The sequence below is a fragment of the Pseudomonas frederiksbergensis genome (assembly GCF_000802155.2).
GTDB classification, from domain to species: domain Bacteria; phylum Pseudomonadota; class Gammaproteobacteria; order Pseudomonadales; family Pseudomonadaceae; genus Aquipseudomonas; species Aquipseudomonas frederiksbergensis_A.
Map to the genome: position 1 here is coordinate 1 of NZ_JQGJ02000041.1, position 10,429 is coordinate 10,429.

The 10,429-nt window shown below is 65.0% G+C and carries 2 protein-coding genes; both read right to left on the reverse strand.

What is annotated here, in order from left to right; all coding sequences use genetic code 11:
* Positions 1–8,708, reverse strand: an 8,708-nt coding sequence (locus JZ00_RS29325; protein WP_039594684.1) for a non-ribosomal peptide synthetase, incomplete at its 3' end; no start/stop codon positions are given.
* The coding region (locus JZ00_RS29330) for an amino acid adenylation domain-containing protein (RefSeq protein ID WP_039594683.1) at positions 8,708–10,429 on the reverse strand (1,722 nt) is incomplete at its 5' end. The genes JZ00_RS29330 and JZ00_RS29325, both read right to left, overlap by 1 nt.

Consider the following 10,429-nt stretch of genomic DNA (forward strand, 5'->3'; position numbering starts at 1 on the left):
AAGTCAGCCGGACGCCCGGCCACCGTCGCACCAAACGCCACGGTGGATTTGCCGGTGTAGCGCTGCAACAGCAGCAGCCACGCCGCTTGCACCAGCGTGTTAACCGTGACTTTCGAGGAGCGAGCGAAGGCTTCCAGGCGCCGGGTCAACGACTCGTCCAGCACCTGCATATGATCGCCATAACCAACACCGGCGTCCGTCGGCTTGCCAACCGCATCGGCCAACCGTGTCGGTGCTTCCAGGCGTTCTAGCGCAGGCTTCCAGAACGCCTCGCTGGCCGCCGCGTCCTGGCGTTGCAGCCAGGCGATGTAGTCTCGATAACGTCCGCCGGACACGGCCATGGATTGACCACTGTAGCGTTGCAGCACTTCGCCGAGCAGCTGTGAATTGCTCCAGCCGTCCATGAGGATGTGGTGGCTGGTGTAGATCAAGTGATAGCGATCATCCGCCACCCGCACGACCACCAACCGCAGCAACGGCGCAGCGTCCAGGGCAAACCCTTGTTGGCGCTGGGCTGTCGCGAGGGTGTCCAGGTAGCGAGGAAGGTCAGCTTGTATGCGCCCATCCTCAAGCTGCAACGCAACGTCGACGCGCTTGTGCACCACCTGCAACGCACGCTTGAAATCGCCTTCCCAGACAAAACCGCTGCGCAGCACGTCATGAGCGTCGGTCGCCGCTTGCCAGGCCTGGCGGAAGCGTTCGACCTCCAGCCCTTGGACATCCACGCGCATCTGGTTGATGTAATGGCCGGCCTGTTGCTCGTACAGCGTGTGGAACAGCATGCCTTGTTGCATTGGCGACAACGGATAGAGGTCCTCCACCTCCCGGGCCACCAGTGGCAACGCGTCCAACTGCGCCTGGTCCAACCCGGCGAGGGGGAAGTCCGATGGGGTGAAGCCGTGGCGCTGGGTCTCGCAACAGTGGTCGATCAACTCCTGCAATTGCCGAGCGTAATCCACCGCCAGCGCCTGGATCGTCGCCTCGTCGAACATCTGCGTGCTGAAGGTCCAGTCGATGCTCAACTCGCCGGCATAGACGCTGCCATTAAGGGTCAACCAGTTGTCCAGCGGCGCCAATGGGCTCTGGGCCGCGCCCGCCGATTCGCTGGCAGGGACAAACAGCCCGTCGGCCTCTGCATTGAAGCCGCTGTCGAACTGTCCCAGATAATTGAAAGTGATGCGCGGCGCCGGCAGTGCCGCGAGGGCACGACGCGTCGGTTCATCGCCCAGGTAGCGCAACACGCCGAAACCAAGCCCCTTGTCGGGAATGGCCCGCAGTTGCTCCTTGATCGCCTTGATCGAGCCTTCGGCGGTCGCCGTCGGGGTCAGGCGCACCGGAAACAGGCTGGTAAACCAACCCACGCTGCGGCTAAGGTCTACATCTTCAAACAGCGCCTCGCGGCCATGGCCTTCCAGCTGGATCAAGGTCGACGCCTGGCAAGTCCAGCGGCCGATCACCCGGGCCAGCGCCGTCAACAGCAGGTCGTTGACCTGGGTGCGATAGGTCGCCGGCGCTTGCTGCAACAGTCGTCGAGTCAGCTCTTTGTCCAGCCGCGTCTGCACTTGCGCCCCATGGCACCTGCGCAAATCACCTTGGGGATGATCGCAAGGCAGGTCGGGGCAAGCGCCTTCCAATTGCGCCTGCCAGTACGCCACTTGGTTCTGCAACGTCGCACTGCCGGCATGGGCCTGCAACCGTTGCGCCCAAGTCTGTGCCGATGTGGTCTTGGCCGGTAATGTCGGCGTCTGACCGGCTTGCAATTGATCATATGCCCGTTGCAAATCTTCCAGCAGCATCCGCCAGGACACGCCGTCGACCACCAAGTGATGGATCACCAACAACAGCCGCTGGCTGCCATCGGCCAGGGTCGCCAGGACACCGCGCAGCAGCGCGCCGCTGTCCAGTTCAAGGCTGCGCTGGGCGTGTTCGGCCAGGCGTTCGAGGGCCGGCGCATCCGCCACGTCGGCGGTCCACAACAACGGCGAGCGTTGCCAGAGCGTGCGCTGTTCGGCCAGGGTCTTGTGGCGAGCGGTCCAGGTGCCTGGCTCGCAGACGAAGGACAGGCGCAAGGCATCGTGGTGTTCGACCAAGGCCTGCAACGCCTGCTCCAGATGCCCGGCGTTCACCGATCGCACGCCTTTGAGCAGCACCGACTGGTTCCAGTGGTGAGGTTCGGCCATGGCCTGTTCGAAGAACAGCTGCTGGAACGGCAGCAGCAGCGTCTCCCCTGTCACCGGGCCCTGATCGATCACCGGGCCGCCGTCGCCGGTTGTCGCCACGCCAGCCAACCCTTGGATGGTCTGGTGCAGGAACAGATCCTTGGGGCTGAAATGAAGGCCGGCCTGACGGGCTCGGCTCACCACTTGGATGGAGATGATCGAGTCGCCGCCCAGCTCGAAGAAATTATCGGTCACGCCCACGCGATCGCGTCCGAGCACGCTTTGCCAGATATCCACCAGCGTCTGTTCCTGCGCGGTCACCGCTGCGATGTAGGCCTGGGGATGGGCACTTGGCTCGGCCTTGGGCAGCGCCTTGCGCTCGAGCTTGCCGTTGGGGCTGACCGGCATTCTTTCCAGCCACACCCAGTGTTGCGGCACCATGTAGTCGGGCAAGGATTGGCTCAGATGTTCCCTGAGGCGCACTTGCAACTCCTGGCGAACGGCGTCATCGGCGGCCAGCAGCTCGGCGCGCGCCGGCACCACATAGGCGACCAGCAGCCTGCCGTCCTGGGCCAGGACCACCGTTTCGCGCACGGCATCGTGCTCGGCCAGGCGTGCTTCTATTTCGCCTAGTTCGATGCGCAGGCCACGGATTTTCACTTGATGGTCGATCCGCCCGGCGTATTCGATTACGCCGTCGGGGCGATAGCGCGCCAGGTCGCCGGTCCGGTACAGGCGCTGGCCATGGCCGAACGGCCCGGTGACGAACCGCTCGGCGGTCAAAGCCGCGCGCCGATGGTAACCCCGCGCCAACCCCTCGCCCGCCAGATACAACTCGCCGATCACCCCCACCGGCACCGGGGACAACTCATCGTCGAGGATGTAGGTGCCGAGGTTGGCGATCGGCTGGCCGATCGGCACGCTGTCGCGCCCCTCCTCGACACAGGTCCAGTGGGTCACGTCGATGGCCGCCTCGGTCGGGCCGTAGAGGTTGTACAGGTTGGCGCTCGGCAACTTGGCGAACACCTGCTGCTGGGCATCCACCGGCAGCGCTTCGCCGCTGCACACGATCCGCTTCAAGCTGACGCATTCGGCCACCCGCGAGTCCTGCACAAACGCCTGGAGCATCGACGGCACGAAGTGCAGCGTGGTGATGCCCTGGGCCGTGATCAACTCGATCAACAGCGCCGGGTCGCGATGGGCGCCCGGCGCGGCCACCACCAGCGTCGAACCGGTCAGCAGTGGCCAGAAGAACTCCCACACCGACACGTCGAAGCTGAACGGTGTTTTTTGCAGCACGCTGTCCGAGGCATCGAGGCCATACGCCTGTTGCATCCAGCACAGACGGTTGACCAGGGCGCTATGGCGATTGCCCGCGCCCTTGGGTTTGCCGGTGGAACCGGAGGTATAGATCACATACGCCAGGTTCTCACCGTGGACTTCGACGCCGGGATTGCCGTCGCGGCTGGCGTACAAGCCGTCGTCGAGCGAATCCAGCACCAGGCTGCGCAGCCCGTCCGGCATCGGCAAGGCGTCCACCAGGTGTTGCTGGGTCAGCAGCAAGCCAATGCCGCTGTCTTCGAACATGTAGGCCAGGCGATCACGCGGGTATTCGGGGTCCAGCGGCACGTAGGCGCCGCCGGCCTTGAGAATCGCCAACAGCCCCAGCACCATTTCCACGGAACGCTCGACGGCGATGCCCACCAGCACATCCGGACCGACGCCTTGGTCGATCAGGCGATGGGCCAGGCGGTTGGCCCGGGCGTTGAGTTCGCGGTAGCTCAAGCGCTGCTCGCCGAAGACCAGCGCAGGCGCGTCCGGCGTTCGGCGCACCTGTTCCTCGATCAGGCTTTGCACGCTGCGGTCGAGCGGGTAATGCTGCGCCGTCGCGTTCCAGTCGATGAGCATGTGCCGACGCTCGCCCTCGTCCAGCAGCGTCCACTGCGCCACCGGGCGATGCAGATCGTGCGTCATGCCATGCAACAGGTTGAGCCAATGCCGGGCCATGCGCTCGACGGTCGTCGGCTCGAACAGATCCGTCGCATAGGTCAGCGCCGCGTGCAGGCCCTGCGAACTCTCGACGGTGTCCATGCTCAGGTCGAATTGCGCGGTGCGCTGCGTCCAGCCAAGGGGTTCGACGCAAAGGTCCGGCAAGGCATTGGCGAACGCCGAGTCGGTTTCATTGCGGTGGTTGAACATCGCCTGGAACAACGGGCTGTGGCTGAGGTTGCGCTGCGGTTGCAAGGCATCTACCAACTGCTCGAAAGGCAGGTCCTGGTGCATCTGCGCGGCCATGGCCGTTTGCTTGAGCTGCTGCAGCAGCGCGGCGCCGGTCAGCTCACTGTGGAACTCGCTGCGCAGGACCTGGGTGTTGACGAAGAAACCGATCAGTCGCTCGGTTTCCAGCCGCTGGCGGTTGGCAATCGGCACGCCGACGCGGATATCGGCCTGGCCGCTGTAGCGATGCAGCAGCGCCTGGAACGAACCGAGCAACAGCACGAACAACGTGACGTTTTCCCGCCGGGCCAGGGCCTTGAGATCAGCGCTCAAGGCCGCGTCCAACACGATTGGCAGACGCGCGCCGCGCAGGCTTTGCTGCGCCGGGCGCGGATGGTCGGTGGGCAGCTCCAGCAGCGGCTGTTCGCCGCCCAGTTGCCCGGACCAATAGGCTAATTGACGATCCCGCTCTCCGGCCGCCATCCATTGCCGCTGCCAGACGGCGTAGTCGGCATACTGCACCGCCAACGGCGGCAGATGCGCTTGCTGGCCTTGGACGAACGCCGAATACAGGCTCATCAGGTCATCGACCATCACCTGCAAGGACCAGCCATCGGAGACGATGTGATGCAGCGTCAGCACCAGGATGTGGTCCTGTTCGTCCACTTCCAGCAGCGCCATGCGCAGCAACGAATCAGTCGCCAGATCGAACGGACGCTGTGTGTGCTGTTCGACCAAGGCCTGGATGCCTCGCCCTTCCAGGCGCTGCTCGACGAAGTCGACCTCCCCCTGCCCGCAAATAACCTGGCAGGTGCGCCCATCCTCTTCGACGAATAGGGTGCGCAAGCTTTCGTGACGCTCCACCAGCGCAGCGAAACTCTTGCGCAGCGCCTCCTTGTCCAGCGTGCCGCGCATCCGCAGGGCCGTGGGGATGTTATAGGCCGCGCTGTCCGGATCCATTTTCCAGAGGAACCACTGGCGTTCCTGGGCAAACGACAGCGGCAGTGGCGCATCGCGAGGCACCGGCACCATCGCTGGAGCCTGTTCGCCGGGCGTGGCATCGAAGGAGGCGACGAACGCCTGCAAGGTGCTGTGTTCGAACAGGCTGCGCAGCGGCACCTCGATGCCTAGCACCCGACGGATTCGCGACACCACTTGGGTCACTAACAGTGAATGCCCGCCCAGTTCGAAGAAATGATCCTCCAGGCCCACGCGCTCAAGCTTGAGCACGTCCTGCCAGATCGCCGCGACTTGTTGCTCGACCTCACTGCGAGGCGCCACGTAGGCCTGTTGCACGTCGCTGGCGTCGGGCGCCGGCAAGGCCTTGCGATCGATCTTGCCATTGGGCGTCAGCGGCAATCGGGCCAGGAACAACAGGTGCGCCGGAACCATGTAGTCCGGCAACTGCGCCTTGAGGGCCGCCTTGAGCGTTGCGCGCAGCGGCGCATCGGGCTCCGGCACTTCGCCGCTGGCAGGCACGACGTAACCCACCAGTTGCGCCCCGGTCGGGCCTTCGTGGGCGACCACCACGGTTTCGCGCACGCTGTCCTGGGCCAGCAACGCGGCTTCGATTTCCCCGAGCTCGATGCGCAGGCCGCGAATCTTCACCTGATGGTCGATGCGGCCGAGGTATTCGACCACCCCTTCGGCGCGATAACGGGTCAAGTCGCCGGTGCGGTACAGCCGTTCGCCGGTTGTGGAGAACGGATCGGGGACGAAGCGTTCGGCGGTCAGCCCCGGGCGCTGGAAATAACCACGGGCCAGGCCGGCGCCACCGATCAGCAGTTCCCCCGGCGCGCCGGGCGGGTTGAGGGTCAGGTCGCTGCCGACGATGTACAGCGCGGTATTGTCCAGCGGCTGGCCAAGAAAGGGCCGGTCGCGCCCGGGGCTCAACGGGTGCACCGCCGACCAGATGGTGGTTTCGGTCGGCCCGTAGAGGTTCCAGAGCTTCGGCGAAAGCGCCAGCAGCCGCTGGGCCAGTTCCTGGGGCAAGGCTTCGCCGCCGCACAGGAAGGTCCGCCCGGCGAGCACCGAGGCCCGCTCATGGTCGAGCAGCATGCGCCAGCTCGACGGCGTGGCTTGCAGCACGCTGACGTCGTGTTGTTCGATCAACGCGAGCACCGCTTGCGGATCCTGGTGCACGTGCTGCCCAGTGAGCACGATGCTGGCCCCGGCGCAGAGCGGCCCGTAGATTTCCAGGCCGAAAATATCGAAGGAGAAGGTCGTCAGCGACAGCATGCGGTCGCTGGCCGCGAGGCCCGGCTGGGCGATCATGCTGGTGATGAAATTGCCCAGCGCATCGTGGCGCACCATCACACCCTTGGGCTTGCCGGTGGAGCCGGAGGTGTAGATGACATAGGCCAGGTGCTCGCCGGTCAACGGCACCATCGGGCAGGTTTTCGGAGCGTCTTGCAGTGCGGCGTCCGGCGAGTCCAGCAGCAGGGTCCGGAGCGCCGGCGGGATCGGCAATCGCGCTTGCAAACGGGCCTGGGTCAGCAGCAGCCCAATGCCGCTGTCCTCGATCATGTAGGCCAGGCGATCCTCGGGATACCCAGGGTCCAACGGGACGTAGGCGCCGCCAGCCTTGAGGATCGCCAGCAGGCCGACAATCAGCTCGACGCTGCGCTCCACCGCGATGCCCACCAGCTCGCCCGGGGACACGCCCAGATCAATCAGGCGGTGAGCCAGTTGGTTGGCGCGGGCGTCCAATTGCCGGTAGCTCAGGGATCGTCCGTCAACGGTCAGCGCCAATGCGTCGGGGACCCGGTGCGCCTGTCCGGCGATGCGTTGGTGGACGCACACGGCTTCGGCACCGTGGTCGGCGACGCGCAGCCACCGCTGTTGCGTGAGGCGCTGCTGCGACGGGTCGAGCAACGGCAGTTCCCCAACCCGCTGGTGGGGCGCGTCGACGATACCCTGCAGCAGGTTTTGCCAGTGCTCGGCCAGGCGCTCGATGGTCTGCGCTTCGAAGAGATCGGTGGCATAGGTCAGCTCGGCGGCGATGCCCCGCTCGGTTTCGTAGGTGCCCAGGGTCAGGTCGAACTGGGCGGTGCGCCCTTCCCACGTCAGGTCCTCGACCCGCAGTTGCGGAAGCTGCATTTGCCGGCGGCCCGTGGCATCGGCATTCTGGTGGTTGAACATGACCTGGAAAATCGGGCTGTGGCTCAGGCTTCGCTCTGGCTGGAGGGCTTCGATCAGTTGCTCGAACGGCAGGTCCTGATGGGCCTGGGCCGCCATGGCCGCTTGCTTGACCTGGGCGAGCAATTGCTCGAATGGCATCTGCCCATCGACGTGGGCATTGAGCACTTGGGTGTTGACGAAAAAGCCGATCAGCCCTTCGGTCTCGACCCGGTTGCGGTTGGCCGTCGGCACGCCGACGCGGATCTGCGGCTGGCCGCTGTAGCGGTGCAGCAATGCCTGGAACGAGGCGAGCAGAACCATGAACAGGCTGGCGCCTTCGCGCTGGGCCAGTTGCTTGAGCCCGGTGGCCAGTTCCGGCGCCAGCTTCACGTCCAGCCGCGCACCACGAAGGCTCTGCACCGGAGGGCGCGGCTGATCGAATGGCAGCTCCAGCACCGGTTGCTCGTCGCCCAGGGTCTGGACCCAATAAGCCAACTGGCGTTCGCGCTCGCCGGCTTCCAGCCAATGGCGTTGCCAGATGGCGTAGTCGGCGTATTGCACCGGCAGTTCCGGCAAGGCCAGCGGCTGGCCGCCGGTGTCGGCGGCGTAACACCGCACCAGTTCGTCCACCAGCACGCGCATCGACCAGCCATCGGCGATGATGTGGTGCTGGATCAGCACCAGCACATGGTCATCCTCGGCGATTTTCAACAGCGAAACCCGTAGCAACGGCCCTTGGCGCAAATCGAACGGACGCGCGGTTTCGCCTTCGATGTAAGCCTTGATGCGCGCGTCCTCGCTGATCGGTGAACCGGCCGGCAGCGCCTCGACAGTGACGCTCAGGGGCATCTGCCGGTGGATAACCTGGACGGCTTGCTCGCCCTGCTCGGCAAACGTGGTGCGCAAGCTTTCGTGACGCTCGGCCAGGGCATTGAAGCTGCGCTCCAGGGCCGGCACGTCCAGTTGGCCTTTGAGGCGCAGGGCGCTGGGAATGTGGTAGGCCGAACTGTGCGGGTCCATTTGCCAGAGGAACCACTGGCGCTCCTGGGCATAAGATTGCGGGATGTGCTCGAACCCGGAACGCACCTCGGGGATCGGCAGGTTGGCCGGCGAGACGCCCTCTTCCAGCATCTTCTCCAAGTACAGCCTGCGTTTGTCCAGCGGCAGAGTGATAAAGCGCTTGGCAACCCTCAAAGCAACACTCTTGTCCATCAGACTTCCTCCATTTCATCAAGCAGGGCGTCCAGCTTGTTCAGTTTCTCTTCATTGATTGGCCCGTCCGTGCTGTCGATTTGTGCGACAAAATCCTGCAGGACGGGGTGCTGGAACAGCAGTTGCGGGGTCAGGCTCAACCCCAGTTCGAGGGCCATGCGCGAGACGGCAGTGACCGCCAGCAGCGAGTGGCCGCCCAGCTCGAAGAAGTGATCGTCAAGGCCCACGCGTTCGACGGTGAGCACCTGGGCCCAGATCGTCGCGACTTGCTGCTGCAGTTCGCTGACCGGTGCTTCGTATGCGCTTTGCGAGCGCCCGGCCTCGATACCCGGCAACGCCTTGCGATCAAGCTTGCCATTGGGGGTCAGCGGCAACTGGTCGAGGAACAGCCAGTGGGCCGGGATCATGTAGTCCGGCAGATGCTCCTTGAGTCGGGCCTTGAGGGGATCGCGCAGTGTGTCGGCGTCCGCCGAGGTCACCACGTAGGCCACCAGTTGCTGGCCGCCCGGCCCTTCCTGGGCGAGCACGGCGACTTCGTTGACCTCGGGCTGTTGCAGCAGCCGCGCCTCGATCTCCCCCAGCTCGATGCGGAAGCCGCGGATCTTCACCTGATGGTCGATGCGACCCTGGTATTCGAGCACGCCGTCGGCGCGATAACGGCACAGGTCGCCGGTGCGGTACAGGCGCTCGCCCGTGGTGGAGAACGGGTTGGGCACGTACTTCTCGGCGGTCATCGCCGCTCGCCCGAGGTAGCCCCGGGTTATGCCGGCGCCGCTCAGGTACAGCTCGGCCGAGACGCCTTGGGGCACCGGTTGCAGGTTGGCGTCGAGGAGGTAGCTGGCGGTGTGCTTGAGTGGGCGGCCGATGTTGGCCGTGCCGCCTTGGGTGCGGCGGGTCCAGGTTGAGTAGGTGGTGTCTTCGGAGGGGCCATAAAGGTCATAGACATGCTCGATTCCCTGTGGGTAAAGGGCATCCACCAGGCTCTGCTTCAGTGGCTCACCGGCCAGGTTGATGATGCGCACGCTGTGCGGAATCTCCCCATTGCGCTGCAACGCGGCGATCGCCGAGGGCACGGTGTTGATCAGGCGCACCTGGTCGCGGGCCGGCAGGTGCGGCAGTTCCAGGGCGTTGCGAGCGATGATCAGCGAACCGCCGTTGGCCAGGGTGACGAACAGCTCCCACACCGACAGATCAAAGCAAACCGAGGTTGAGGCGAGTACGCCTTGGATATCGTCGCGGCTGTAGACGGATTTGGACCAGTCGATCAATGCCAGGACGTTGCGGTGGGCGATGGCCACGCCCTTGGGTTTGCCGGTGGACCCGGAGGTGTAGATGACGTAGGCGAGGTTGTCCGGTGTGACCTGGGTAACCGGCTCGCTCAACGGATAGCCTGAAAGGTCGAGCTGATCGAGTATCAGCACTTCGGTTCCAGCCGGAACCGTCAACGTCTGGACCACCGACTGCTCGGTCAACAACACCCGCGCCCGGCTGTCATCAAGCATGTAAGCCACGCGTTCGGCCGGGTAATCCGGGTCCAGCGGCACGTAGGCGCCGCCCGCCTTGAGCACTGCCAGCAAGGCGATCAGCAACTGTTCGGAACGCGGCATCGCCACGCCCACCCGCACTTCCGGGCCGACGCCCAGTTCGATGAGCTGGTGGGCCAGGCGATTGGCGCGGCCGTCGAGCTCGCTGTAGCTCAGACGCGTGTTGGCGAAGGTGAC